The following is a 26,086-nucleotide window of genomic DNA, read 5'->3' as shown; positions in this document are numbered from 1 at the left end:
ACTAGCAGCACTCACCTTCTTCCAACTCAGCTTCATCATCCACATAATCCGGATTGGATTCTGGGTCTGCATCTTCGCTTTCCTCCTCACCATCATTCCGCTCAAATAGTTCACCTTGAGGTTCTTTTGGGTCTACCGCTGTGTTACCCTCCATTGCATAGATATAGCTTGCGACTTGTTGCATTTTCTTAGGTGAAAGCTGTGCCTCCCAGGCAATCATCCCTTTTGAAGGAACACCATATTTGATGGTTTTAAAAATTGATGGCATATCTCCCCCGTGAAGCCAGTATTTGTCCGTGAAATTGGGACCAACACCTCCTCCTCCATCTGCTGCATGGCATACAGAGCAATTGGCATCATAGATCGCCTTGCCCGCATTTATGTCTGCAGTTTCAGTTGCCAACGTAACATTGCTTTCATCAATTAAATCTCCCAATGATGCCAAATAGACTTTTACATCTTCCTCAGCCTGCATCATTTCTGCCTGAAACTCCTCATCCTGGTGCTGGCCGGTTCCAAGTACCTCATAGTTTATTAAGTAAATGACCCCAAATAATATGGATGCATAGAATCCATAGAGCCACCATGGTGGTAATCGGTTATCTAGTTCTCTAATACCATCATATTCATGGTCTGTTGCCACTTCATGTTCTTTTGCTACCGGTACTGAATCATTCAGTCTATTCCAGAATTTTCTCCAGAAACCAACACCCTCTTCCCCTTCAATTGCAGGGATCAGTTCTTTCTCCTCTTCCTCTATTCCCATTTCAGCTCTCTTAAGCTTAAGCACCACTTTTAATGCCATTAAAAGCACATACATGGCAGACACTGCCACAATGCTTATAATTACTGTCATTCCTAAAATGATCTCTATTTTGTACTGCTCAAAAAAGCTTTGTTGTTCTGCAGCTTCCTGACCGAACGATAGTCCGGGTAAAGCAACAATTAGGGTTATTAGTATGTACTTAAGCTTCGTCATGATCGATATCGTTTGAGTCTAATGGAATATTTGAAATGTCATTGAAAAGCTTCTTGTCTACTTTGAATACATACACCGTGAGTGCTATGAAGAAGACAAAGAAGATGACGAAGGAGATCACAGGATAGATTTCTATTCCTGCGATGGTCTCCATATGATGTTTAATAAATTTCAGCATAGTTGTGATTTTTAATTCCCCTCAGCTACTCCTTCTACATTTTTTATATCTGTTCCCAGGCGTTGTAGGTAAGCGATCAACGCGATTATTTCCGCATCACTACTCATCTTGATTCCCTCCAACTCCAGTCCTTTGGAAATCAATGCTGCCTGATTTTCAGCATCTGCTACTGCTTGCTGATCATATCCTTCGGGATATGGAACACCAAGTGTTTGCATTGCTCTGATCTTGGCTGGAGTTCTTTTCTTATCCCACTCTTGCTCAAAGAGCCAAGGGTATGGAGGCATGATAGAACCTGGCGACATACTGGTAGGATCTAACATGTGATAGAAGTGCCAGCTATCTGGATACTTTTTACCTAGTCTGTGTAAATCCGGACCCGTTCGTTTTGATCCCCACTGGAAAGGGTGATCATAGACAAACTCTCCTGCCTTCGAATACTCCAGGTCCACAGGATCATATCTCATCACCTCAGATCGGAATGGTCGGATCATTTGCGAGTGACAGGTATAACAACCTTCCCTAACGTAGATATCACGACCGTTTAATTCCAGAGGTGTATATGGTTTCACCGTTGAGATGGTAGGCACATTGCTCTGAATAAGGAATGTAGGCACAATTTCAATGACTCCTCCGATGGCAACCAGAACTAAACTCCAAACGAGCATTCGCATGGGCTTCCATTCGAAAATTCTTCTGTGCCAGTGCTCGCTCTTTTCTGGCTTGTAGTCTTTCATTAGTGGTGCAGCCTGTGCTTCAGTCGTTGGCTGGAATTTTCCAGCACGAGCCGTTTTCACCAGGTTAAAAACCATCACAAAGACTCCTGACAAGTACAATAATCCTCCGAAAGCTCGCAAAGCGTACATCGGCATGATCTGGGTAACTGTCTCAAGGAAGTTGCTATAAACGAGCGTTCCGTCTGGATTGAATTGTTTCCACATTAGGCTTTGAGTGAAGCCTGCCCAATACAATGGAATCGCATAGAACAAGATACCCATTGTTCCAATCCAGAAGTGAACATTGGCCAACTTTTGCGAGTGAAGTTTGGTTCCGTAGAGTTTAGGAATGAGGTAGTAAAGCATGGCAAACGTCAGGAATCCATTCCAGCCTAATCCGCCAATATGTACGTGACCCACAATCCAATCTGTAAAGTGCCCGATCGCATTCACATTTTTCAATGATAGCATTGGTCCTTCGAAAGTGGCCATACCGTAACAGGTTATCGCTACCACCATGAATTTTAAGATGGCGTCTTCACGTACTTTATCCCATGCGCCTCTCAATGTTAAGAGACCGTTTAACATACCACCCCAGGATGGTGCAATCAGCATCACAGAGAATACCACGCCCAGAGATTGAGCCCAATCAGGAAGTGAATTATATAACAAGTGATGCGGACCTGCCCAGATATAGATAAAGATCAGGGCCCAGAAGTGAATGATTGATAATCGATATGAGTAGATCGGACGACCGGATGCTTTTGGTATAAAATAATACATCAAGCCGAGGTAAGGGGTAGTAAGGAAGAACGCTACCGCGTTGTGGCCATACCACCATTGCACCAATGCATCCTGCACTCCGGCGTACCATGAATAACTTTTCATGAAGTCGATTGGCAGCTCAAATGAGTTTACTATGTGTAGCATAGCTACTGTGACGAACGTGGCGATGTAAAACCAAATGGCAACATACAAATGACGCTCTCGTCGTTTAATGATCGTCATGAACATGTTTAAACCGAATACCACCCAGATCAATGCGATAGCAATGTCGATGGGCCATTCCAACTCCGCATACTCCTTACCGGAAGTAAATCCGAGCGGAAGTGTAATAGCAGCTGCCAGGATGATCAGTTGCCATCCCCAGAAGTGAATCTTACTTAGTAGATCACTATACATTCGGGTTTTACAAAGTCGCTGCAGTGAATAATAAACACCGGCAAAAATTCCGTTCCCTACAAAAGCAAAAATCACTGCATTGGTATGCAGTGGTCTTACTCTTCCGAAGGTAGTATACTGTAATCCGAAGTTGGCTTCCGGCCACACGAACTGGCATGCAACAAGAAGACCCACGCTCATTCCAACTATCCCAAATACTGTTGTGGCAATCAGGAAGTTTCGAACGGTAGTGTTGTCGTAATGAAAGGTCTCAAGACCTACTTTTTCGTTGTTTTCTGACATTGGTCATTAGGTTTATTGCTAATACTTTTAGAAGCGACCGAAGGTGCCTCGTCCTCAAAAAGAATACGGATTGAAGGGGTGTAGTCATCCTCAAACTGTCCTGAGTGAGACGCCCATAAGAACGCTCCAAGAAAGCTGCCTGCTAAGAGAAGGCTACATGCGATAAGGATAAATATTACACTCATAATCCGAGAACAAGATTAGCGGAGAGCTTAAGGCTGGTTAATGAGAGGTGTTAGTGTAGCATATGATTTTTATCAGGTCCACATTTATTACAGCTTTTTGAATCCAACCAAATATCAGTTACCCGTCTGATAGGCATCATTTTAAAAACTGGGACTGTCACTGATCTTTGATCCAAGATCAAAAAATACAGACTATGGAAATTTCAATTATTATCGCTCGGGTAATATGCATTATCTACCTATCAATAGGGGTTGGATTTGCTTTTAGTACTTCATATTATAATGAAGCCTTTAAAAAGATCGTGAATGACACTACTTATCTCCTTTTAGGTGGATGGGTTGCGACAGCTCTGGGTGGGGTTTTGGTTCATGTCCACAACCTGTGGGTCAATGACTGGCGATTGCTCATTACAATCATCAGCTGGATTATCCTCATAAAGGGAGTTTCATTATTGGCATTCCCCAGGTTTATCCGCGCATTCGAAGGTTGGTTCACTCCTAAAGGAATTCAAAACTATTTCTTACCGATGGTTATGGCACTAGGATTAATTTTTGGTTACTATGGATTCTTCGTTTAACATGGAACTTTCAATATTTATCGCTAGAATTCTTGGCATCATGTACCTCTCGGTAGGTATTGGTTTTTTCCTCTTTAGGGAGCCTTATGTTTTGGCCTTAAGAAAGATCCTGGATAATCCGGGGTATGCATTGCTAGGTGGATTTATGGCTATTGTTGGCGGGATGGCAATGGTAACTTATCATAACCTTTGGGTCAGTGACTGGCGAGTAATTATTACCATTATTGGATGGATTGCCTTAATCAAAGGAGTCATCCTACTCCTCTCTCCATCCTATCTTCAACTTTTTAGACCGATGTTGCTTGTTCGAAATGGAAAAGCAATGACTATCGCTATCTTACTACTAGGTATCCTTTTTACATACCTGGGATTCGTGCAATAATGGATATACGTGTAAAATTCTTAGGTGGAGCAAAGTCAGTGACTGGCTCCAAGTACCTGATCACAGTCAATGACTTCAATGTGTTGATTGACTGTGGACTATTTCAAGGCTTAAAAGAATTGCGATTGCGAAATTGGGATGAACTGCCAATTGATCCGAATGAAATTGATTGTGTTTTACTTACCCATGCCCACATTGATCATTCGGGGTACATCCCCCTGCTCTACAAAAATGGTTTTGGTGGAAAGGTACATTGCACAGAACCAACACGCGAGCTTGCCGAGATCTTACTAACGGATAGTGCGAAGCTGCAGGAAGAAGAAGCAGAGTTTGCCAACAGAAAAGGATACTCCAAACACAATCCTGCCAAACCACTCTATACAGTTAAAGATGCTATCGAGGGACTTAATATTCTAGAAGCTCATCCTTTTGATGACACTTTTCGCATTCATAATCAAATAGAAGTCCGGTTCTTTCATGCCGGTCATATTTTGGGTGCTGCAAGCATTGAACTTATTATTTATTCAAGCCAAGGCATCAAACGAGCGGTTTTCTCAGGTGATTTGGGGCCAATGCACAACCCGCTTCATTTCGCTCCAGCAAAACCTCCAAATGCAGATGTACTTTTTATGGAATCAACTTATGGTGCCAGAAAGCACAAAGATGTGGATCTGGAGAAAAAGCTTCGACAACTAATTCTGGAAAGTGACAAAAAAGGTGGATGTATTCTCATTCCGGCTTTCTCCGTTGGCAGGACACAACTGATTCTCTATTATATCTGGAAAATCTTTCAGAATATGAAGTCCAGGCCTGTATACATTGACAGTCCGATGGCTATCAGTGTAACGCATCTTTATAAAGCATACACAAACTATCATCGCCTCGAGAGCGATAGTGCATTTGGTCATCACATTTTTGATGCTCCATTTATTCATTACGTAACAGAGCAAGGCAAATCGAAAGTCCTAAATACCATCAAAGATCGGGCAATTATCATTTCTGCAAGCGGAATGGCCACTGGGGGTCGTGTTCTGCATCACCTGTTTCATCGACTACCAAATGAACAGGACATTGTTCTATTTACCGGATTTTTGCCTGAAGGTACCCGAGGCAGAGATATTGCCAACGGAGAAAATTCAGTTAAAATTTTTGGTGAAGAAGTCACAATAAACGCTAAAATACATGTGCTTGATGGACTATCTGCACATGCAGACCAGGATGAATTGGTAGAATGGGCCGGGCATATACCGGAACCACCAAAGATGACCTTTCTGATCCACGGAGAAAAAGAACAGGCCGAGGTGTTAGGTGAACGTTTGATTGGAAGAGGATGGAATGTAACAATCCCGGACTACCTGGAAACTTTTACACTATATGACCATGTTTAATCCTTCGACAAGCTCAAGAAGACACTAAAAATTATTAGCAATGTCAAAATTCAATGAATTAATCAATGGAGATCAACCTGTTTTAGTTGATTTTCATGCTGCCTGGTGCGGCCCGTGCCAGACCATGGCACCAATTTTAGAAGAGCTTAAATCGGAGATTGGTGAGAAGGCACGCATTATTAAAGTAGATATTGACAAAAATCAGGCTGCAGCTAATAAGTACAATGTACGAGGCGTCCCTACCTTCATTTTATTTAAAAATGGCAGACAAATTTGGAGACAATCAGGCGCCATCCCAAAACATATGTTGGAGCAAGCCATTAATCAATCTTAGGAGATACTTTGCCTCCAATCCAGGTCACCATGAGTGTCACAAATCCAACCACAGTCACCGAGCTGATTGGCATAAGAATAGCCGAAATAAGAGGAGTCAAATGTCCACTCATGGCAAAAGATAGCCCTACAATATTGTAGAGGAATGAAATACCAAAAGCGATGAATACAATCGAAATCACCCGCTTTGAAAAATGTAGCACCAGAGGAATACTGCTGACCTTTTCGGAGGTAAGAATGGCATCACATGCCGGAGAAAACTGATGGATATCTTCTGCTATAGCAACACCTACTAAAGCCTCATTCAAAGCACCAGCATCATTCAGTCCATCACCTACCATTAAGTGATTTCCTTCGCTTTCTTTTATGTATTCCAACTTATCGATGGGCCTTTGCTTGAAGTAGACGTCATCAAAATAAGGAGCCACACGTGTTCGTTCTGCATCATTATCTCCTGAAAGCAGGCTTAAGAAATAATTTTTTCTCAGCTCATCAAGCATCTTGAATATTCCATTTCTATAGCTTGAAGTAATGGTGAAGACCCCACGTTTTTGTCCCACCCTGATAAAAACCCGTGATTCGTTTATTGCATCATTGGCAGTTTCATTCAAATAGACAGCAGAGCCTACCTGAACATCCACTCCATTTAGCTCTGCCGTAAATCCTTTTCCAGTCTCTTCATTAAATGAAGTTAGTGGATATTTTACACCTTCCGGCAGTTCCTGGTGAATGCTTCGGCTTAGCGGATGTGCTGAATTTCCAAGTGCCGACCTCAAAATTTCGATATCGTTTTTGTCCAGTTCAGCACCTTTATAATTGATTCCTGATTCAGTGGTGGTAAGCGTACCAGTTTTGTCAAAAATGATGGTATCCACTTTTGCCAGAGACTCAATCACCTCAGCATTTTTAAGATAAAGCCCCTCCCTTCCCAGCTTTCTCATGGCATGACCATAAGCAAATGGCAAGACCAGCGCCAATGCACACGGACAGGCAACTATTAGGACTGCAGTAACCGAATTCCAAACCAGGGACGGATCACTGACCCACCAAAAAATACCGGTTGCGATAGCAAGAATGATAATGGTAAGGGTAAAATACTTGCTGATTTTATCTACCCAGGTATGTAAATCAGCCTGATTCTTCTTTTTGAAAGAGTCGGTATTCCACAGACTGGTCAGTTCACTATTATTGACTGTCTGGCTGAGGATGATTGATAATTCAGTTCCTTTTTGTCTACCTCCTGCATAAACTTGCTGCCCTTCCGTCCTTCGCTCTGGCTTTGATTCACCAGTTACAAAGCTATAATCAACATTTCCCCGACCAGAAACCACCACGCCATCAGCGGGTATCAATTCATCATTGTGAATGACTACTACATCTCCTTTTTTAAGCTCTCTCAAAGGTCTTTGGATTTCTTTTCCATCTACAAGGCAAGTGACTGACACAGGAAAATAAGAAGTGAAATCCCGGTCAAAAGAAAGTGCCTGATAGGTTTTGCCTTGATACCATTTCCCGATTAACAGGAAAAACACCAACCCTGCTAAGGAATCCACATACCCCATCCCCATTCCATAGATGATTTCATACGAACTACGTCCAAAAAGCGTGAGTATCCCCAGTGCAATCGGTACATCGATATTTAAATTACCGTATCGAATCCCCTTCCATGCTTTTTGAAAATAATCGCTCGCAGCATAAAATACTACAGGAAAAGAAAGCGCAAAATTGATCCAATTGAAGACGGTCTTAAAATCATCCGTCAAGAGAAAATTCCTGTCAAGGTATTCTGGCATACTCATCAACATGGCATTTCCAAAGCAAAAACCTGCTACTGCTACTTTGGTCCCGATGTTGGATTTAGCAACTTGTTTTTTGGTTTTATCCAGACTGCTGAGCGAAATACCTGGAGCATAGCCTAGTTGTGATAGCAATACTGCTAGCTCTTTCAGCGATTTTGCATTGTGATCGAATGTGATGATCACTTCCCGCTTCACAAAATTGACCTCCGACCTGATAACCGCCTGATCAAGTTTGGTCAAGTGCTCCAAGAGATATATACATGAACTGCAATGGATGCCCGGAAGAAACCACTTAACGACCGATACATCTTCGCTTTTGAAACGAAGTAGTTGTTTCTGGATATCCTCATTATCGAGAAAAGCGTATTTGCGCTCAGCCTTTAGCTCAGATAAGGATTTGTTTTCTTTAGACGTTTCAGAATAGTATTGATTAAGGTTACTTTGATCAAGTAATTCGTACACTGCTTTACATCCAAAGCAGCAAAAATGAAATTCATCCGATTGGATTCTGTCATCACACAAATCACCACAATGATGGCACTTAGTATCCTCAGCTTGCAATAGCTCCATCAACTAATTTATTAGGTACAATCATGACCGGCACTCCACTCTCCTTAATCACGCTTACAGTATGACTTCCTATATCGTTATTCTGCCCGTTGCTATTAATCCCAACTATGACCAGATCAAAATCATGCTCTTTAATAAATTGTAACAAGGTATCTTCAACATTTCCGGAGAGCACTACATTTTTGATTTTATCCTCGGAATGGTCAAGCAAACCTTGAGCTAGCTGGTTCATTCTTCCACGAACTTCATCTAGTTTATTTTCAGGCAAAAGATTGTTTTTGTGTGTGTACCGAGAAGAGTTTGGGTATATATGCAATAGGGAAATAACTAAGTCACTATTCAGGCGAGAAAGTTCCAAAGCTACCTGCGTTGCATTCCATGAAGCAGGTGAAAAGTCTGTTGGAATAAGTATACTTGAGATCACTCTTTGTGTAATTTTAAAATCAAAAGTAGGCGGACTATTTCTGCGGGTAGTTGACATTCGTCAATATCAACCTTGAATTTTGTCACTACCTTCTGATATTATTTAATTTGATCCATAAAAATCCGTATTCATGTCCAATAAAGAAGTAGCCTCAAATGAAGGACTTATCATGCTTGAAAAGCTTTTTGAAAGCTCCGGCGAGGGTATCATGCTTTTTAATGGTACGGGTGAGGTAGTTATGGCAAATCCAAGAGCCCGAGAAATGTTTGGCTATAAAGATGCGGAGCTATTAGGGGAAAAGGTGGAAAAGTTTGTTCCCAAAAAATCGAAAAAAAATCACGAAACTTATCGCAATCAATACATAAAAAAGCCAGAACCTCGACGCATGGGAATTGGACGAGATTTGGAAGGACTGAAAAAAGATGGGACTACTTTTCCTCTGGAAATAAGTTTGAGTTACATGCAACATGATAATAAACAGTTGGTTGTTGCTTTTATCACTGACATATCTGTCAGAAAAGAAAACGAAAAAAAATTAGCTGAGCAACGAAAAAAACTGGAAGAGTATACCACAGAGCTCGAGCAGAAAGTGAAAGCACGAACGAGTGAACTGGAACACATGAACCTCGGGCTTCAAAGCCAAATTCAAGAGCGTAAACTTGCTGAGGAAGCGCTAAAGCAAAGTTTGGAAGATCTAAAGCTGGCGGAACAGGAAATACTAAAATCCCTTGAAAAAGAAAAAGAACTTGGTGAACTAAAATCACGATTTGTTTCCATGGCGAGTCACGAATTCAGAACACCACTTACCACTGTATTATCATCGGCAAATTTGATAGCTAAGTACACTGAAACAGACCAACAGCGTTCGAGGGAAAAGCACATAGAACGAATTAAAAAAAGTGTGCAAAACCTAACCAATATTCTCAATGACTTCTTATCGATTGAAAAATTGGAAAGCGGGGCTCAAAAAGTAGAGTTGATAGAAGTCAATGTCCAAGAGTTGATCAAGGAAGTTGTAGAGGAAATGGAACAAAACATTAAAAAGGATCAAAAAATATTAATTCAAGGTACTGCTCCTGCTATAGAAACAGATAGACATATTCTCAAAAATGCATTGATAAACCTGATCTCCAATGCCAGCAAATATTCGAATGAAGGCACTGAAATAATAATCAAAGTTGATACGGAATCTAACTTAAACATTCATATTATTGACCATGGAATTGGCATCCCGAAAACGGAACAACAAAACCTATTTGGACGATTTTTTAGGGCAGGTAATGCAACGAATATCCAAGGTACGGGTTTAGGCTTGAACATTGTGAAAAAATACGTTCACCTAATCAATGGAAACATTAGCTTTAAGAGTGAAGAAGGGGAAGGAAGTACCTTCACAATTAGTTTACCTATTTAGGATTCGATTAAACTGCTCTTCCTCATCAAATAAACCAACGGTCCAATTACTGGTAAAACGACCACAACGATAAACCAAATAATTTTCTTATTATTCGACATTCTAACTCTCAGAATATCAATCATAGCAAACACAACTAAGGCTGCTGCAAATACTGCAAATATTAACCATATATTCATTTTTCTATCTTTTAAATCAAATTGAAGGTATTTTTAAGATAATCAGCATGAGTTACCTTAGTCAGCATGATGATTATCATCAGTCTTTTGTAATTTGAGGTGCATTTTGAACTCACCAGTCGAATATGAGCAAACATCGAATTTTAGTAATCGAAGATCAGGAAGATGTAAGAGAAAACATTTCCGAGCTATTGGAACTGTCAAATTACGATGTATCAAATGCCTCCAATGGGAAAGAAGGTGTGAAAAAAGCGCTTTCCTCACCACCTGATCTCATATTATGTGATATTATGATGCCAGAAATGGATGGGTATGAAGTACTGTACCTATTATCTAAAAACCCGGAAACTGCCTCCCTTCCATTCATATTTCTTACCGCTAAAGCTGAGAAGTCAGATTTTCGCAAGGGGATGAATATGGGTGCGGACGATTACATCACCAAGCCTTTTGAGGAAATGGAGTTGCTGGGTGCTATTGAGAGAAGATTAAAAAAATACAAGGAGCTATCCAGTGTATCTGAAATTGATCAACTAGTACAACATGCCGCAAAATATCAGAATGTAGAAGACCTGGAGAAAGAGCGGAAATCACAATCGTTTAAGAAAAAAGACATCATCTATCGAGAAGGAGATTTTGGAAATTTCGTATACAAAATTCAGAAAGGAAAAATCAAAACCTACCACATCAATGAAGATGGGAAAGAGTTTATTCATGATATCAGAAAAGAAGGCGATTTTCTAGGCGAGCAATCTGTCATTCAGGATACAGCCAGAACCGAATTTGCAGAAGCGATGGAAGATACTGAGCTTATGTTAATTCCTAAAGATGATTTCCAGGAACTCATCTTTAAGAATCGAGAGATATCCGGTCAATTCATCAAGATGCTCTCAAACAACCTTTCTCAACGTGAAAAGGAGCTCATGGAGATGGCGTATAACACAGTCAGGAAGCGTACTGCAGACTCACTGATCAAATTATACGAGACCTACTCATCTGATAATGAAAAGGTAACAGTAGATGTTTCAAGAGCTGATCTCGCAGGGATGGTAGGAACTGCAACAGAATCTGTGATACGGATACTCTCTGAATTCAAAAAAGATCAATGGATAGAAATTAACGGAAGTGCCATCTCTATACTGGAGCCGGAAAGAATCAAGGCTGTTAAATTTTAGGGAAAGAGGCCTAGTCTGGATAATTTTATATTTGAGTTTAATATTGAATGAATGAAGTTTGCCACCTTTCTTTTAGTAGCTGTTTTAATTTTCGTATCATGCACCGATGCAGATGAAGCTACCATAGATACTTATCAAGTATCAGTAACAGCAAAAATTGATGCAGTTGATCTCATAGAGACTGCACGGATGAATCAGGATATCACTTTCACGGACGTATATTTTTCATTAATGGATAGTACCTGTAATGAGATAGAATCCGAAGGCCACATGATTTATGATGGTGAATTACCACCGGTTGTACTTCCTAACATACCTGCAGGGAAATATTATTACAGCTTAAAAGTATCTGGCAGTGAAGGCATCAGTTATGAAAACTCCTCCAACTTTACTATTCATTCGGACACAACTTTAGAAGCTCTTCTAGAAAATCATCAAATGAGATATCGCTTTGTTGAAACATCTGATTTTGATTCCGCAAATGCACATTACGTAAACTATCTATTAAACTTCACTTCATATGATCGCTTTGATCACTTTACTTGCCCTGACTCGGCGGCATGGATCACAGAGAATTATGACGGGTATGTAGATGCTTCCGGTTATCCTCCTTACACTACAGAGTTTCAATACTATCACCCATTGAATTTAGAATCAGTCCAGATAAAGTTCTATGGCGAGAATAGCACACTAATGAAATCACATATCATTCCTTTAGAGAAAGAGCTTCTAGTGCATCATAGTTATACGTTTAAGGTTGACCTCTCCTCGATTTGGTCAGGAACGGAGACAAATTCAATCCAGATTAACTTGGAAGATGTCACCTGGATAGAGGAAGATATTGAACTTATGGAGTAGCCCTCTCCTACTTATAAAAAACTCTGGCCAGCCTATATCAAACCTCTTATTAGAAGGATTATGGTGTCAGCTGGTACATTCGATGATCCCCATAGTGGGCGTGATCTAGCGTTCCAAACAGACCCATTTATTGTTACATTCTCAGATTTGTATATTGCTATGCCAGAGCGGTGTAAAGGTAATTCGTAACTTAACCTTACAAAGCAATTTTCTCCAAAACCTTATTACTAAGAATCCAGTGTTGCTGATCTTATCCGGAAAAAGACATAAAAAAACCCACTCGATGAGTGGGTTTTGAGAGCCTCCAGTCGGATTCGAACCAACGACCCGCGCATTACAAGTGCGCTGCTCTGGCCAACTGAGCTATGGAGGCCTTTTCAGCAAGGCTGAAAATCGGTTTGCAAAAATAGCAGTGTCTGACTATTTAGCAAATCTATTTTTCAATTTTATTAAGAAATTGCAGAAAGTTGAGATTTAAGTGCATCAAGCTCACTTTGCGCCTTGTCTATTTTTTCCTGCATTTCCGCTTTTAGTTTATCTGCTGTAGCAGATTTTGCAAAGAATTCCATATTCGTATTCCACGTAGAAATGTCATTCTCTAAAGAAGAAATCTTTCGTTTGATTGAATGCTCCTTACGCTGAATCTTACGATCTCCTCCAGGAGTGTTTCTCAGGCGCCCCATCTCAATGTGATTCTTCAGATCCATTCGATCAGCCTCATGAATAGATTCATTAGACATGATCTTTTCCTTTACTACGTCAAATCTATTTCTGATCTTTTTTATTGCATTCTTAGGCACAAAACCCACAGAAGTATAATTATCGATCAAGTCATACAGATTGTCTAAATCAACCTCTTTCTCAGCTGTCGCTGCTTCAATCTGATCGCAGATCTGAAGTTTCAGCTGAAGGTTATCTTCATAAGCTTTGAATTGTTCCTGATTTTGCTCTCTTCTCTTATTAAAGAAATGATCACAAGCAGCTTTAAACTTCTTATAGGTCTCATTTCTTACCTTCTCAGGTACAGGACCGACATCTTTCCATTGCGCCTGTAGGTGTTTTAACTTATCGGCAGTGGAATTCCAATCGTCGCTATCTTTTAGTTCTTCAGCTTTTGCAATAAGCTCCTGTTTTTTTAGTAGGTTTTCTTCACGCTTAGACTCAAGCTCTTTGAAAAATTGATTTTTCTTAGCAAAGAAGGCTTTAAAGGCATTCCAGAATCCTTTATTAATTGCTTTTGCTTTTTCACGTGGCACACCACCAATTGCTTCCCATCGCTTCTGTAAATCAAGAATTTCTTTGGTCTTCCCATTCCATTCCGTGATACGATCTGAATTGAATTGTAAGAACCCTTCCACTTCTTTGATCAACTCTTCCTTCTTTACCAAATTAGCTTCAAATTCTACTTTAAGGTGATCAAAATAGTCTTTCCGCTTGGCATAAATCGCGTCAGATGCAGCTTTAAATCTTTGCCATAGCGGCTCTTGATCGTCTTTTGGAACAGGCCCAATGTGCTTGTACTCATCATGAAGGTCATTCAATTGAATGATTGCTGTCTTCATGTCTTCTAAATCATTAAGCGCCTCAGCCTTTTTACACAGTTCCTCTTTTAGATTCAGGTTTTTCTTTCGATCCAGGTCTTTGAGCTCAAAGTAGATGCTTCGGTTATCATAGTATCTGTCAAGCAGGGCATTGTAATTTGCCCAGAGGGTTTTATTCTGCGTACCAGGAACAGGTCCAATTTTCTTCCATTCTGACTGAAGCTCTCTAACAGAGTTGATACTATTAGAAGATTCCTCTCCGTCAACTATTTCGCGAAGTTCTTCAAGAAGTCGCTCCTTCTTTTTGAGGTTATCCTCTTTTTGGTTTTCTAAATCTTTGTAATGTTTATTGCGCTTGGACCTAAGCTGACCAAAAAGTGTAAAAAATTCCTTATCTATCTCATCACCGTGATATTCAAAAGCATCGGCTTCATTCCCTTCTGAAACAAACTTTTGAAGAGCTTCATTTTTTGAGATTTCGTATAGCTCATCAAATCGAGGTTTAATGGCTTTAAGCACCCGATCAAGCGCCCGGATATTATCTTCATTTTTAATCTCTCGAATCTTAGTAATGATCTCATCTTTTGATGCATGATCAAAATCGAGCTCTTCTTCCTCGTGATCTTCTTCATCCTCCGTTTCTTCCGAAGATTCTGATTCTGTCTCATCAGCAACTTCAGCTTTAGTTTCTTTTTCAGCCTCAGCTGCCGGCTCCTCTTCTTTACTCTCCTCTCTCACCTCCTCTTCAACTTGAGGTTCTATAGTGGCTTCCTTACTATCGCTGGTATCTGCAGCCTCAACTACATCATTTCCACCATTTGCTTCGGTGCTTTCTTCGACCGGTTCTGAATTCACCTCCACGGTTACTTCTTCGGTGCTCTTCTTTTCTTCAGGTTGGCTCATATTACTTAATTCAGCTTCATTCTGAACTTCATCAGGAGTTTCATTGATTTCATTCGAAACATCCTGCAATTTCTCTGCATTATCCATTTATGGAATTTTCTTTTCTCTAAGACACAAAACTAACCAAATACCCTAATTCATCCGGGGATCTTTTGGATAGTTGGACATGAGTCGGTATTTCCCACCCATGGTAATTAGACACGCCTTCCATAGGTCTTGGTTGTCCCAGTCGAAAATCATTTCCGCTGTAGTGTTTTTTAGAACGATCCATGACTTGGCCCGCATTTCGTCCATCAACTGGCCAGGCGCCCAACCAGAGTAGCCAATAAAGAATCGAACATCCTGCGGTTGGATGCTTCGAGTATTCATCATTTCGGTAAGTTTATTAAAGTCTCCACCCCAATAAACACCTTCAACTACTTCTCGTGATGACGCTACTAATTGCTGCTCGCGATGCAAAAAGTGAAGCGTATCATGTTCTACAGGTCCCCCTACGAAAAGTCTCGCCGGGTAGTTTCCTACCTCGTCTACCACTTCCGTTAACCCTACATTGGCTTGATTATTAAGTACAAACCCAAACGTACCATTCTCATCGTGTTCGCATAGAAAAACCACCGTACGCTCGAAATTAGGATCTGGTAAATAAGGTTCTGAGATCAAAAGATCTCCTCTTTCAGGCTCAATTAACTTATCAGACGAAAAAAAATCCATATTCTCCATACTAATGCAATGCGGGTCTAATGGGTAGTTCCTCAAGAATTACACCTTCCAACTGTTTCATTTCCTCCAACCTACTATAAACATCTTGTTCATTAAAGTAATTAAGAGCCATTTTTACAAATACTTCACCATGTCTGGCTTCTGATGCCCAAAGTCGATGATAAAACTGTTTCAGTTCACCTTCCCCTAATGCCTCATAAACTAATCTAAAACGCTCAGCTCCCCGGGTCTCCACCAATGAAGCCAAAAGCAGACGATCCATGAATCGTTCCTCCCTTCCATCTCTGCAAATTTTTAAAAGCTTCTGTATGTACATGTCCTTTGGTATCTCATGGTTAAGCTGCAACCCCTTATTTTCCATGATCGCATAGACATCCCGAAAGTGTTCCAATTCCTCTACTGCAGTTTCAATAAGTTCTGGAATAATCTCTATGCGATTTGGATATTTAGCCACTAAACTCAATGCCATACCTGATGCTTTCCGCTCACAGTCTGCATGATCCTGAAGAAATGCATCAAAATCTGCCAGCACTGCCTCAACCCATTCTTTTTTTGAGTCTACTGTCAAGTCAATTCTAAACTTCATCTACCTTTGGATTACCAACTTTTTAATTCAACACCTGTTGTAATTCAAAAGTAAATGTAATCATGAACATGAGAGAAGATATTGCCTCCATACGGAAAGAATATACACAAGCGGAATTGACTGAACAGTCCGTTTTGAAGAATCCGTTTGAGCAATTTGAAAAATGGTTTCAACAAGCGCTTGATAGTGAAATAATTGAACCTACAGCAATGGTTCTCTCTACGGTAAATCCGGAAGGACAACCATTTCAACGAACTGTTCTTCTTAAAACCTTCAACAATGATGGCTTTGTATTTTATACAAACTATGAAAGCCGAAAAGCTGATCATTTGAATCATAATCCAAGGGTTTCGCTCCTATTTCCCTGGTATTCGCTAGAACGACAGGTAACTATTACTGGCCATGTCGAAAAAGTTTCTACAAAAGAGTCGCTCAAATACTTTTTATCTAGACCAAAAGGAAGCCAACTGGGAGCGTGGGTTTCCAACCAAAGTGAAGTCATTTCCTCAAGGAGCATTTTGGAAACCAAACTAGCTCAGATGAAACAAAAATTTAAAGATGGGAAAATACCTTTGCCCGATCATTGGGGGGGATATCGTGTTATCCCAGAGAGCATAGAATTTTGGCAGGGAAGAAAGAGCCGCCTACATGATAGGATCTATTTTCAGAAAGATGGCAAAAATTCCTGGAACATAAGTCGACTATCTCCCTGATGTCAGTGTATTTGGAGCGGTACGCATGGCCGCAAGAACTTTTTCCGGATTATCAACCTCCCGACAACCTATCACTAATTGTGGTCATTCCTTGTTACAAAGAGCCCGATCTTATTGGTGCGCTTGACTCGTTGAATGCATGTAAAGAAACGCATGGCCAAGTGCTTATCATCGTAATAGTGAATGAGTCTGAAATGGCATCAGCTGAGGAGCATGGTGCGAATCAGCAAACACTTCGTGAATTAACAAACTACAAAAGCAAGCTCCCATTAATTATTTCGTACCAAAAATTGCCTGTTAAAAAAGCAGGTGTTGGGATAGCACGAAAGATTGGAATGGATGAAGCGGTTCGAATTTTCCGGAAAGCAGGTAATGACGGAGGTATTGTTTGTTATGACGCTGACTGCCGATGCGACGCTAACTACCTGGATGAAATAGAGCTAACCTACGCTGACCCTGAAACTAAAGCAGGGATCGTCTTCTATGAACATCAACTACATGGGGATAACCATAGAGCCATTGTGGACTATGAGTTATATCTACGCTATTATATTGATGCACTTCGTGATGCTTTATTTCCATATGCACATCAAACACTAGGATCCTGCATTACCGTCCGCACTTCTATGTATGAGAAAGTCGGTGGAATGAATACACGAAAAGCAGGTGAAGATTTTTATTTTTTGAATAAGACGATTCCGCATGGGAAATTTGTGGAAATCAATAATACTACCATCAGGCCATCTGATCGGGTTTCTGACAGGGTGCCCTTTGGGACAGGTAAGGCTGTGAATGATATGCTTAATTCAGCAGATGAATATTCAGTATATCACCCAAATACATTTGAAGACCTAAAGCTCTTTTTCAGCAGAGCTGAATCCTTCTGGACTGAGGATGACTGGAAAATTCCCATGACGCTCTCCACCTTTCTGGGAGACGATTGGAAAAAACAAATTCATGATATTAAAAATAAAGTAAGCTCCTTAAAAGCATTTAAAAAGCGTTTTTTTCTTTGGTTTGATGCTTTCAAAATTTTGAAATTTGTTCACTTCTGTAGAGATGAATTCTATCAAAATGTGGAGTTGAAAGAAGCGATCGAATGGTTGAGAGCTAAGCATTTTTTTCTAAAAGGCTCAAAAGAATCGCTTCTGATCCAGTTAAGATATTTGGATCGTCAAACAAAAAAATGGATCTAGGTACTTGTCAATATTGAAAGGAAAGCTGTATCAACATGGCAAAGGATAGGGGGTTTTGAAGTTCTTGTTGTGTAGAAGGATTTACCACATACTGTAAATCTGGCTGCAACATGATCCATGACTTTATCGGAAGTGAGTAGGTAAACTCTATGACCGTCTCTGTTGTCTCATTGCTTTGCTGAATTTCCTGAAAGTTGCTTCCGTTAAATCCAGATGAAAAAGCAATACCAAAGTTGTCATCAAATACGGAAACAGGATTGCTCATAACAAACCCACCTGATAGCGCGGATCCCAGTCGATTAAATCTACTATTGGCTACTCCAAACCTTGCAAAAAAAGCAATGTAATCCTCCTTTTCGTTCAGCGGAATGTATTTCTGGGCTCCAATGTAAGCACCAAAATTCCCCCTGTCCATTTCAGGAGATGATTCGACGGTCTGAAATTCAGCCGTATAAAACCACCCTCCGATATTGACCTTATCTTTCTTATACACATCATGTTCTCTGCCTACCTTTCTTCTTCGAGTCTCATAAGATCGTTCCATGGATTTTTGATCTTCACTGAAATCTTTACTTGTATAAATGGATATTTCAGTTGCGATCAGTGCTCCATCTTCGGTGGAAATATCAATCTCATTACTTTCAATATTATTAGGATCTCCGGGTACACCGTCCAGTATTGCCAATCGAATTCGTGTTCTATCTCCCACAAAAGACGCCATTCGAATCCCCAAAGATGAGACAGGGAAAATGGAAGGCCCATTTTGACCGCTCTGGGCATACTCAGCTCCTATCCCAAAAGAGCTGTTTATAAATAAAGTGCCTGGTCTGAGAACATCAAATTCTGAATTTAAATCGTAAAGTCCTGCAAGGATTGATAACCGATCATTGAAGAAATTTTGTTGCATCCAAATTTCAAACAGCCTCCAGGTTTCTACTGCCTCAATGTTGCTTGCAACCTGGAAGTCTCCCATTAATTCCGTTGCTTGACCTCCATGATTTCCTAATCCATATACGAATAGCGAAAGATTATCTTTCCAATTAAATACCTCATCAAAATTGATTTTTGCAGTGATGTCTATATTATCCATATAGACAAATCCGGACTCCAGACCCCCTTTAGCATTGTACCACGGGAGACCTGAGTAAACGGCCTCCAACTCCAGCCATTTCTTCTCTTCCTTTGTTTGAGCAAATGATGCTTCAAGGATTAATATGAAAACAAAGCAGAGTGATTTTGTTTTATTCAATTAGGTAGGTTAAGTGATTGAATTTAAATCAAATCAAACAAACTCTTCACCCCAAGAAAATGTTTCACTTTAAATCCTTCTGCATACTCGACACCAATCCGCTGACCCCATTCTCTAGCGCGAGATTCCAACATGGTCATAAAGCCTTTCGAACTAATGAAGGTTTCTGGTTCCTCACTGTTAGGATCGTAAAACTGAGATTTAAAAGCATTAATCGCATCTCTTCTTTCATCTATGACATCTGAGATATCGACCAAAATATCAGGTTCATGAGCTGTACTTTGAATGGAGAAATATAATCGTTCCGGCCTGAAGGGCTCTTGCCTCTCACCTTCCCATTTAGTTTCCACTGCCTTTAGTCCGGCAATAAAGCATGCTGTCTCTACCAATTGGGCTCCTCGGGTATGATCAGGATGGCGATCATAGATGGAATTTGTAATCACAACCCTTGGTCGGAACCTGCGAATTTGTTCTGCAACCTTTAACTGATTCTCCTTATTGTTTTCAAAAAAACCATCTGCTAAACCCAGATTCTCCCTGACAGATAGCTTCAATATCTTAGCAGCATCATCAGCTTCTTGCGCACGAATTTCCGGTGTGCCACGAGTTCCTAATTCGCCTTGGGTTAAATCTAAAATTCCTGTACTAAATCCCTTTTTTTGATGCGTTAGCAGGGTACCTCCAAATGAGAGTTCTACGTCATCAGGGTGAGCTACTATTGCGAGAATATCAAGTTTCATAGTGACAAATGTGATCAAAGTAATTAAGCCGTATGCTGCAAAGTAACACCACTCATATAATATTGGTTTTGATGCACTCAGAATTTCCTAAATTCCCTATCCTTTTTTAATTAAACCTAAAGTAAATAACCTATGCAAAAACGTGACAGTTTATTCAGGTCCGTCCTGTTGCTTCTAGTGATTGGTGTTATGCCATTCTTAGGATTAGCTCAGGATAGTGATTTGAAGCCTGTAACCAATAAGTACGCAATAAAGAATGCTACCATTGTGCAGGCACCAGGAAAAACCATCCAGAATGGTACCATCCTGATCGAAAACGGAATAATCAAAGCAGTAGGATCAAGCATTACAATACCGGCAGATGCCTGGGTGGTAAACGCAGATTCCATGTTCGTATATGCCGGATTCATCAGTGGATTATCCAACATCGGAGTTGAAAAACCAAAGGATGAAGATCGTAAAGACGATAGAAGACTGACAGGAAATCCATCTTATGAACGAGCAGGAATTACTCCCGCCAATTCAGCCAGAGAAATGCTTAATCCAGATGATAAATCTGTTTCTGACTTTAGAAAACTAGGGTTCACTGCATCTCACAGTGTACCGCACAAAGGCATGTTGCCTGGAACTGGTGCTATCGTTCTTTTGGGAGGTGCTGATGGTGAAAGCATGGTAGTTAGCGATCAAAGCTCCATGTATTCACAGCTTTCAGGGGCTGACGGGGTTTACCCTAATACTGTTATTGGGGTAATGGCCAAGTACCGTGATCTTTATCGTAAAGCAAGTCAGGCAAGAGAATATCAATCCAGATATAACAGTAACTCCAATGGAATGGAACGTCCAGCTACTGATGCAACACTTGAGGCACTATATCCGGTAATAGGTAAGCAAATGACCGTAGCATTTAAAGCAGAAGGCGTCAAAGATGTCATGCGTGTAATTGTACTTCAGCGAGATCTTGGATTTAAGCTTATGCTCGGAGAAGTTAAACAAGGTTGGGACGCAATACCAGCCATCAAAGGAACAGGTGCTCCTGTCTTCCTTTCATTAGACCTTCCAGAATGGAAAGAAGAGGAAAAAAAGGAAGAGGGAGAGGATGATGACGAGGAAAAGGAAAAAGAAGAAAAACCTACCCCTGAAGAGATGGAGAAAAATGCTTTAGAAGCTCGCCAGAAGGAAATGATTAAGAACTATTACACACAGGCTGGGAAGTTCAGCACTAATGGTGTCAAATTCGGATTTTCCACAATGGAAGTGAAATCAAAAGATTTCAAACAAAATCTTTTGAAAGTAATTGAGAATGGCCTTTCTGAAGATAAGGCATTGGCTGCTTTAACAACTGAATCTGCTAGTATTTTAGGAGTTTCAAGCCTGATGGGAACAATTGAGGCTGGCAAAATGGCCAATTTAATCGTTTCAGATACGGCTTATTTCACTAAAGATGCCAACATTAGATATGTATTCGTAGATGGCATGAAATACGAATATGAGGTGAAGAAGAAGAAAAAGAAGAAAAGCAATGGCGGGGAAGCTGTTGATGCAGCCGGAGAATGGAATTACACAACGGAAACGCCTCAAGGAAACGGTAGTGGTGTAATTAAACTCACAGGAACTCCAGGGGACTACAGTGGCACAATTACGGTGAGCTTCAATGGAAGTACCAACGAAATTCAAGATGTTGTGGTGGATGGAAACAATGTTTCCTTCTCATTCAAATTGAACATGGGGGAAGAAATCACAGTAGAAATCAGTATGGATATCGACGGTGATACTTTCGAAGGCACGCTATCTGTAGCAAGCTTTGGAAGCTTTCCGATGGAAGGATCCCGTGACCCGAAATAGTGGAATTGTTTCAAATACAGTAAGAAGCAACAGCTAACAAAAAAATATTAGAAATGAAGAAAATAAATATAATCATAGCCCTACTCCTGTCTGCCACGTTTGTCATGGCACAGGAAAAAGGCAGTGTGCTTATTAAAAATGGAACCGTACTCACGGTTACGAATGGCACACTTGAAAATACGGATGTCCTGATCCGAGACGGAAAAATTTCCAAAATAGGAAAAGGACTTAGCGCTCCAAGTGGAGCAAAGACCATTGATGCTAATGGGATGTATGTGATGCCCGGAATCATTGATGCACACTCGCACCTGGCATTGGATGCAGTAAATGAAGCTACTAATCCTGTAACCGCAGAAGTATGGGTAGGTGATGCTTTAGACCCATTAGATGTTGGAATTTATCAAGCCCTTGCTGGTGGTGTCACAGCTGCTCACTCTATGCACGGCTCAGCCAATGCTATAGGCGGGCAATGTGAAACAGTGAAATTCCGATATGGAGAAATTGATCCTGACAAAATGCGAATGGCCGGTGCACCTCGCACCATCAAATTTGCCCTTGGAGAAAATCCAACACGAGTTCATGGAGGTGGTAATGGAATCTTACCTCGCACCAGAATGGGTGTTGAGCACGTAATCAGAAGTTCTTTTCAGCAAGCAAAAGAATACATGGAAGCATGGGATTCATACAATGCAGGAAAAGGCAAAAAAGGATTCAAGGGAAAGGCTCCAGCTTATGACCTTCGAATGGAAACACTTGCTGATATTCTAAAAGGCAACATCATTATTCACTGTCACTCCTATCGTGCAGATGAAATCTATATGCTGATGCAGGTATGTGAGGATTTTGGTATAGATAAGTTAGTTTTTCAACATGTAAACGAAGGCTTCAAGGTAGCTCCTGAACTAGCTAAATGGGGAGCCGGTGCATCAATCTTTGCTGACTGGTGGGCTTATAAATTTGAAGTCTATTACAGTACCGCGTACAATGCAGCTATTCTTACGAAGAATGGAGTGACGACTTCTATTAATTCTGATTCAGGAGAGTTAATTCGTCACTTGTATCATGAAGCTGCAAAGTCGCAGAAATATGGTGGTCTGACAGACGATGAAGCTCTTTCATTAATAACCATCAACCCGGCAAAACAATTAGGCATTGCAGATCGAGTAGGTTCGCTGGAAGAAGGCAAAGAAGGTGATGTGGCGATATTCAACAATCACCCACTTTCTATTTATGCAATTCCAATGATGACTATTGTTGATGGGATTGTCCGATTCGATAGAGAGAATGATGCTGATGACATGAGAATCTATCCGGATCCGGAGGAGAAAATTGATGTGACTCATTGGCAAGCAGAGGATCATGACCGATGCATGCAGAATACTGAATTTTTGTTCACTGATAAATAAGGTATCATGATAAAGAACATAAAAAATATATTAATACTCGCACTAATTCTGACAACCGGACTTGTTTTTGGACAAATTCCGAGTGCTGAGAGCGGAACGTTTGCATTAACTAATGCGACGATTGAAACAATTACGAATGGAACCATTCAAAATGGGACATTGATCATATCTGATGGCAAGATTGCTGAGGTTGGAACTAATGTTTCTATTCCTCAGGGGGCAAAAACAATTGACTGCTCTGGGATGACAATCTATCCAGGCATGATCGATGGTGGAACACAAATTGGTTTGGTAGAGGTAAGCTCCGATCCCAGGACACGTGATAACAGTGAAATTGGGGACGTAATTCCTCATATTCAGGCTTTAACAGCTGTAAATCCTAGCTCAACCATTCATCCTGTAACAAGAGTGAATGGAGTTACAACTGCGCTGACAATGCCTTCAGGAGGATTGTTCCCCGGAACAGCTGCCTTAATCAATCTTCATGGATATACACCGGATCAAATGTTTGCCGGATTCAAGGGAGTAGTAATGAACTTTCCTGCTACCGGAAGAAGAGGTCGATGGGACAGAAGGTCAGAAGAGGATATCAAGAAAGCGGCTGAGAAGAACCTCAAAAAGCTAAACGATGTTTGGGCGAAAGCAATCCAGTATCACAAGATTGATTCGGCTACCGGTGGAAAGGATCAACCTTATTACCCTGAGATGGAAGCATTGATGCCTGTCGTTAGAGGTGAAATGAAACTGCTTGTGAATGTGAATGCTGCAAATGACATCAAAGCTGCTTTAAAATGGATTGAGGAAAAAGGAGCAGATGCAATTCTTTGTGGTGTATCTGAAGGATGGAGAGTCGCTGAAGAAATAGCTGAATCCAAAATTCCTGTGGTTACAGGTCCGGTACTTAGCAACCCGACCAGAAGCTACGATCGATATGATCGACCTTATGCAAATGCCGGAGCAATGCAAAAAGCTGGCGTTAAAGTAGCCATAAGAACGAACGAGGTTGAAAATGTGAGAAACCTTCCGTTTCATGCAGGTTTTGCTGCTGCGTATGGGATGGGTAAAGAAGAAGCATTAAAGGCTATCACCATAGTTCCTGCGGAAATATTCGGAGTTTCCGATATGTACGGATCGATTGAAAAAGGAAAAGTAGCAAACTTATTTGTTGCCAGTGGAGATCCGTTTGAGACACGTACTCAAATTAAATATGTCTTTATTGACGGATGGAATATTCCTATGGTAAGTAGGCATACTCAACTCTATGAGGAATACCTAAACAGGGCTCCTGGCGTAGAGAAATAGGCCCTACATAACATAAATAATTAAGCCTCTTGAATTCAAGGGGCTTTTTTTATGCGTTGGTATAGAAGAAAATAAAAGTGAAAGAAACCACACAGAGTATAAGTGCGATCATAAACGCATTGTATGACCAGGTGAGCCATTTGTATTTAGTTTGAAGCACCTTACCCAAGAAGTACATATCGACAGACATGCTATCATATAGCTTCTGCTGGCTCTCTTTTAAGTCACTTAAGTGTCCAACATAATCTTGAAGCGGGATTTGAAGATAGTTGCCAAAGAATAAAAGGCTGGACTTATTTTTTTCGACCATTTCCATATCTAACTCCTGATTCGTCACCTTTGGTCGTGCTGAAATTACTGCAAAAACTACCGAAATGAGTGAACCTATCAACAGGATGAAAACAGGGACTGTAAATCGCAGATGATCAACTAAAAAGGTGCCACTCATGGTAAATCCCGCGCCGGATAGCGTCACGATCACAGAAAGAATAATGGTATTTATGCTAATCATCATATTGGCTTTACCATCTGCAATCGAGCTCAAGCTAATTTGATTATTGTAGTTGGCTCTATATAGCGTGTCAATACCTCTACCAAACTCTTTCCCCGTTTTTTTTCTGGTCGTTAACTTGAAGGCTTTATTGGCTCTCGATCTCTGTTTGGAAATATTCTTTATTCGCCTTTTTCTATAAGCTTCCTTTGCAGCGTCCGTCAGAAAAACACATTTCACCAACATCATAAACATCCGCTGCTCCCAGTCATATTCGGTGTATGCCTGGTTGAAAAGACTTTTTCGCTCCAATCTCATCAATTCAGCCTTTCTAAAAAACCGCTTCCTTCCTTTGTATGAAATAAGTGAGTCGTGCAAGAGCTTTGCCTGTTTCGAGCTATTAGAGGTCTGATCTTCCACTAAAAGAAGCAATACCTCTTCCTTATGTGTGTATCCATTTTCATCACAGAAATCCTCCAAATAAGCCTTACTATGTGATATAAATTTTTTAGGTTCCTTAGGAAATCCAGAAAAATAAAACCAGACAACTAAAAGCAAAACTTCTAATTCTTCTCCATCCAAATCGGAAGCTTTCCCTAACTCTGAAGCAACCTCGACTACCTCTTCTATATGACGAATGTTATGAAAGGGGAGTATTTCATCATAACTGGAAAAAATATCCTGAATATAAGATTCTGCTTTTTTTAGAATTTCCTGCTTCTGGTTCATGTCTCAATGGTAACAAAGAAGTCCGCATAATGATTTAGAATTTTTAATTT

Annotated in this window: 25 protein-coding genes and 1 tRNA gene; 12 read left to right on the top strand and 14 right to left on the bottom strand. The window is 40.5% G+C overall.

Annotated features, from left to right (window positions below):
- Position 1: 1 nt before the first annotated feature.
- The 4 genes from ACO05G_RS05825 to ccoS are packed head-to-tail and all read right to left on the bottom strand — an operon-like array spanning position 2 to position 3,522.
- Entirely contained in the window at positions 2 to 979 is a 978-nt protein-coding gene (locus tag ACO05G_RS05825; RefSeq protein WP_421765112.1) for a cbb3-type cytochrome c oxidase N-terminal domain-containing protein, read from the bottom strand.
- Positions 966 to 1,157, bottom strand: coding sequence for a CcoQ/FixQ family Cbb3-type cytochrome c oxidase assembly chaperone (locus ACO05G_RS05820; protein ID WP_421765111.1), 192 nt, complete (start codon positions 1,155 to 1,157; stop codon positions 966 to 968). The genes ACO05G_RS05825 and ACO05G_RS05820 overlap by 14 nt, the downstream gene beginning before the upstream one ends.
- Positions 1,158 to 1,168: 11 nt before the next feature.
- Positions 1,169 to 3,337 (bottom strand): cytochrome-c oxidase, cbb3-type subunit I, encoded by a 2,169-nt coding sequence (ccoN, locus tag ACO05G_RS05815; protein WP_421765110.1) that lies wholly within the window; start codon positions 3,335 to 3,337, stop codon positions 1,169 to 1,171.
- Positions 3,313 to 3,522 (bottom strand): cbb3-type cytochrome oxidase assembly protein CcoS, encoded by a 210-nt coding sequence (ccoS, locus tag ACO05G_RS05810; protein WP_348281505.1) that lies wholly within the window; start codon positions 3,520 to 3,522, stop codon positions 3,313 to 3,315. Before ccoS ends, ccoN begins: the two co-directional genes overlap by 25 nt.
- 194 nt (positions 3,523 to 3,716) lie before the next feature.
- Here ccoS and ACO05G_RS05805 point away from each other — a divergent pair, with 194 nt between their 5' ends.
- Genes ACO05G_RS05805 through trxA form a run of 4 tightly spaced genes read left to right on the top strand, consistent with a single transcriptional unit; the run spans position 3,717 to position 6,204 of the window.
- Positions 3,717 to 4,100, top strand: a complete 384-nt coding sequence (locus ACO05G_RS05805) for a hypothetical protein (protein ID WP_421765109.1) — start codon at positions 3,717 to 3,719, stop codon at positions 4,098 to 4,100.
- A complete protein-coding gene (locus ACO05G_RS05800; protein WP_421765108.1) occupies positions 4,084 to 4,482 on the top strand; it encodes a hypothetical protein in 399 nt (132 codons plus the stop codon). Before ACO05G_RS05805 ends, ACO05G_RS05800 begins: the two co-directional genes overlap by 17 nt.
- Positions 4,482 to 5,870, top strand: a complete 1,389-nt coding sequence (locus tag ACO05G_RS05795; protein ID WP_421765107.1) for an MBL fold metallo-hydrolase RNA specificity domain-containing protein — start codon at positions 4,482 to 4,484, stop codon at positions 5,868 to 5,870. Before ACO05G_RS05800 ends, ACO05G_RS05795 begins: the two co-directional genes overlap by 1 nt.
- A 40-nt stretch (positions 5,871 to 5,910) precedes the next feature.
- Positions 5,911 to 6,204, top strand: a complete 294-nt coding sequence (gene trxA / locus ACO05G_RS05790; protein ID WP_421765106.1) for a thioredoxin — start codon at positions 5,911 to 5,913, stop codon at positions 6,202 to 6,204.
- On the opposite strand, the gene ACO05G_RS05785 is transcribed toward trxA, so the two are convergent.
- Both ACO05G_RS05785 and ACO05G_RS05780 read right to left on the bottom strand, forming a co-directional pair.
- The gene (locus ACO05G_RS05785) at positions 6,191 to 8,572 is read right to left on the bottom strand and encodes a heavy metal translocating P-type ATPase (protein ID WP_421765105.1); all 2,382 of its coding nucleotides are present in this window, start codon (positions 8,570 to 8,572) and stop codon (positions 6,191 to 6,193) included. The genes trxA and ACO05G_RS05785 overlap by 14 nt on opposite strands.
- On the bottom strand, positions 8,553 to 9,053 hold the full coding sequence (locus ACO05G_RS05780) for a universal stress protein (RefSeq protein ID WP_421765104.1): 501 nt from the start codon (positions 9,051 to 9,053) through the stop codon (positions 8,553 to 8,555). Before ACO05G_RS05780 ends, ACO05G_RS05785 begins: the two co-directional genes overlap by 20 nt.
- Before the next feature lie 73 nt (positions 9,054 to 9,126).
- Between ACO05G_RS05780 and ACO05G_RS05775 the strand changes: the two genes are divergently transcribed.
- Entirely contained in the window at positions 9,127 to 10,410 is a 1,284-nt protein-coding gene (locus ACO05G_RS05775) for an ATP-binding protein (RefSeq protein ID WP_421765103.1), read from the top strand.
- On the opposite strand, the gene ACO05G_RS05770 is transcribed toward ACO05G_RS05775, so the two are convergent.
- Complete coding sequence (locus ACO05G_RS05770) at positions 10,407 to 10,589, bottom strand: PLD nuclease N-terminal domain-containing protein (RefSeq protein ID WP_421765102.1); 183 nt, start codon at positions 10,587 to 10,589, stop codon at positions 10,407 to 10,409. The two genes, ACO05G_RS05775 and ACO05G_RS05770, sit on opposite strands and share 4 nt — an antisense overlap.
- Positions 10,590 to 10,714: 125 nt before the next feature.
- Here ACO05G_RS05770 and ACO05G_RS05765 point away from each other — a divergent pair, with 125 nt between their 5' ends.
- Both ACO05G_RS05765 and ACO05G_RS05760 read left to right on the top strand, forming a co-directional pair.
- Complete coding sequence (locus ACO05G_RS05765; protein WP_421765101.1) at positions 10,715 to 11,761, top strand: response regulator; 1,047 nt, start codon at positions 10,715 to 10,717, stop codon at positions 11,759 to 11,761.
- A 51-nt stretch (positions 11,762 to 11,812) separates the two neighbouring features.
- A complete protein-coding gene (locus ACO05G_RS05760) occupies positions 11,813 to 12,619 on the top strand; it encodes a hypothetical protein (protein WP_421765100.1) in 807 nt (268 codons plus the stop codon).
- A 299-nt stretch (positions 12,620 to 12,918) separates the two neighbouring features.
- Here ACO05G_RS05760 and ACO05G_RS05755 read toward each other — a convergent pair.
- The 4 genes from ACO05G_RS05755 to ACO05G_RS05740 form a co-directional block, all read right to left on the bottom strand.
- A tRNA-Thr gene (locus tag ACO05G_RS05755) sits at positions 12,919 to 12,992 on the bottom strand.
- Between the two features lie 76 nt (positions 12,993 to 13,068).
- Positions 13,069 to 15,150: a DUF349 domain-containing protein gene (locus ACO05G_RS05750; RefSeq protein WP_421765099.1), complete on the bottom strand. Its 2,082-nt coding sequence runs from the start codon at positions 15,148 to 15,150 to the stop codon at positions 13,069 to 13,071.
- 45 nt (positions 15,151 to 15,195) lie between these two features.
- Positions 15,196 to 15,774 carry a YqgE/AlgH family protein gene (locus tag ACO05G_RS05745; RefSeq protein ID WP_421765098.1) on the bottom strand — a complete coding sequence of 193 codons (579 nt, stop codon included), beginning with the start codon at positions 15,772 to 15,774 and terminating at the stop codon, positions 15,196 to 15,198.
- 10 nt (positions 15,775 to 15,784) lie between these two features.
- Complete coding sequence (locus ACO05G_RS05740) at positions 15,785 to 16,369, bottom strand: tRNA-(ms[2]io[6]A)-hydroxylase (RefSeq protein ID WP_421765097.1); 585 nt, start codon at positions 16,367 to 16,369, stop codon at positions 15,785 to 15,787.
- Positions 16,370 to 16,437: 68 nt separating this feature from the next.
- On the opposite strand from ACO05G_RS05740, the gene pdxH reads away from it, so the two are divergent.
- Both pdxH and ACO05G_RS05730 read left to right on the top strand, forming a co-directional pair.
- Positions 16,438 to 17,082: a pyridoxamine 5'-phosphate oxidase gene (gene pdxH, locus ACO05G_RS05735; RefSeq protein WP_421765096.1), complete on the top strand. Its 645-nt coding sequence runs from the start codon at positions 16,438 to 16,440 to the stop codon at positions 17,080 to 17,082.
- Positions 17,082 to 18,278 carry a glycosyltransferase gene (locus tag ACO05G_RS05730; protein ID WP_421765095.1) on the top strand — a complete coding sequence of 399 codons (1,197 nt, stop codon included), beginning with the start codon at positions 17,082 to 17,084 and terminating at the stop codon, positions 18,276 to 18,278. Before pdxH ends, ACO05G_RS05730 begins: the two co-directional genes overlap by 1 nt.
- Positions 18,279 to 18,285: 7 nt before the next feature.
- Here ACO05G_RS05730 and ACO05G_RS05725 read toward each other — a convergent pair whose 3' ends face one another.
- Together ACO05G_RS05725 and bshB1 are read right to left on the bottom strand one after the other, a co-directional pair.
- On the bottom strand, positions 18,286 to 19,527 hold the full coding sequence (locus ACO05G_RS05725) for a carbohydrate porin (protein ID WP_421765094.1): 1,242 nt from the start codon (positions 19,525 to 19,527) through the stop codon (positions 18,286 to 18,288).
- A 23-nt stretch (positions 19,528 to 19,550) separates the two neighbouring features.
- The gene (gene bshB1 / locus ACO05G_RS05720; protein ID WP_421765093.1) at positions 19,551 to 20,267 is read right to left on the bottom strand and encodes a bacillithiol biosynthesis deacetylase BshB1; all 717 of its coding nucleotides are present in this window, start codon (positions 20,265 to 20,267) and stop codon (positions 19,551 to 19,553) included.
- 132 nt (positions 20,268 to 20,399) lie between these two features.
- On the opposite strand from bshB1, the gene ACO05G_RS05715 reads away from it, so the two are divergent.
- The 3 genes from ACO05G_RS05715 to ACO05G_RS05705 are packed head-to-tail and all read left to right on the top strand — an operon-like array spanning position 20,400 to position 24,817.
- Positions 20,400 to 22,109 carry an amidohydrolase family protein gene (locus ACO05G_RS05715; RefSeq protein ID WP_421765092.1) on the top strand — a complete coding sequence of 570 codons (1,710 nt, stop codon included), beginning with the start codon at positions 20,400 to 20,402 and terminating at the stop codon, positions 22,107 to 22,109.
- Between the two features lie 53 nt (positions 22,110 to 22,162).
- Positions 22,163 to 23,515 carry an amidohydrolase gene (locus ACO05G_RS05710; protein WP_421765091.1) on the top strand — a complete coding sequence of 451 codons (1,353 nt, stop codon included), beginning with the start codon at positions 22,163 to 22,165 and terminating at the stop codon, positions 23,513 to 23,515.
- Positions 23,516 to 23,521: 6 nt separating this feature from the next.
- Entirely contained in the window at positions 23,522 to 24,817 is a 1,296-nt protein-coding gene (locus ACO05G_RS05705) for an amidohydrolase family protein (RefSeq protein ID WP_348284663.1), read from the top strand.
- 49 nt (positions 24,818 to 24,866) lie between these two features.
- Here ACO05G_RS05705 and ACO05G_RS05700 read toward each other — a convergent pair whose 3' ends face one another.
- On the bottom strand, positions 24,867 to 26,036 hold the full coding sequence (locus ACO05G_RS05700) for a Pycsar system effector family protein (RefSeq protein ID WP_421765090.1): 1,170 nt from the start codon (positions 26,034 to 26,036) through the stop codon (positions 24,867 to 24,869).
- Positions 26,037 to 26,086 lie beyond the last annotated feature (50 nt).

It is taken from the genome of Ekhidna sp., assembly GCF_965227465.1.
Classification (GTDB): domain Bacteria; phylum Bacteroidota; class Bacteroidia; order Cytophagales; family Cyclobacteriaceae; genus Ekhidna.
This window is presented reverse-complemented; position numbering and strand designations above follow the sequence as displayed.